The 1,059-nt window shown below is 52.2% G+C and carries 1 protein-coding gene; it reads left to right on the top strand.

Annotation, left to right across the window (positions count from 1 at the left end; translation table 11 throughout):
• A partial coding sequence (locus tag NK662_RS24500; RefSeq protein WP_254761329.1) for a hypothetical protein occupies positions 1–294 on the top strand: 294 nt, incomplete at its 5' end.
• Between the last annotated feature and the right edge of the window lie 765 nt (positions 295–1,059).

Genomic DNA, 1,059 nt, shown 5'->3' with positions numbered 1-1,059 from the left:
CACCGTGACCCCCTCACTAGGACCAGCAATCTCAGCAGGCTGCGCAACAAGCGTCTTCACCTCGACTTGAGCAACAGCTACTTCAGCGTGGCCAGCAATAATTGGTTCCTTCCCGGAATCACCACCATTGACAATGCTGTCGATAGAGGAGGCTGCCAGCTTGGCCTGCTCCTGCTTCATTATGGAGCCATGAACCGCTGCACCGACGTCGAGATCAGGAACGCGCTGCGCCTCCTCGCGCCCAAGCCCACCGAGGACATGTCCCGCCTCCACCAGGCCTACGACCGCGGCTAGCTTAGCGAGTAGCTGCTACTAGCGTTCATAATCATTCTGTGTTCCATCGCTCGAGTTCTTGAACACGAAGAGGAGCTTAGTAGTTTGTGTCAGCTGTTAGTTTAATTTGTGCATAGTTCGCTGCGCGCGGCGACGACGACGATGAAGGAAGGAGGAGGAGGAGGAGGGGAATGGATGGAGGAGGAGGAGGAGAGCGATGCCGAGGAAGAGAGAGAGAGAGGAGGAGGAGGAAGAAGAGGTGCCAAGCTATCGCACTTTCAGAGGTGTGAAGTGTTGTGAGTGCGAGCTGCAGGTCGGGACGAAGCTTAGCATGCGTGCTGCCATGGCTTCCAGCGGTGGTCGGCGAGCGAGCAGGCGGCGGCGGCGGCAGAAGAAGAAAGAAGGCAAGTCTTATCGGCAAGGGAAGGCTAAGCCTTTCTTCCAGGTCTCCCTCTCTCCATCTAAATCCGTTTTTGGAGGAGGAGGAGGGGGCTATCTCGTTTTAGCTAATCTGTTGTGTGTGTTGGTGATGGTTTCAGTTCAGTTTCAGTTTCATGTTTGTGATCAGTGAGAGTGATGGTGTGTCAGTGGTGGTTTAGATCATGTGTTAATTAGTTCTGTGGGCGTGTCTTTGTGTTGGATCTTGGGGTTGGGTTTTCAGAAAATACTATTGCTGTGGTGTGTGTGTGTGTGTGAGTGAGTGAGTGAATTAATGAGTCTCTGAAAATTCTGGAATAATAAGAATGTAAGCAGATGATGTATGTGCCTTGGTGCTACTTATATATG

Source organism: Ectobacillus ponti (genome assembly GCF_024294785.1).
Lineage (GTDB): Bacteria > Bacillota > Bacilli > Bacillales > Bacillaceae_G > Ectobacillus > Ectobacillus ponti.
The sequence above is the reverse complement of the archived record's forward strand: the minus strand, read 5'-3'. Positions and strand labels throughout refer to the sequence as shown.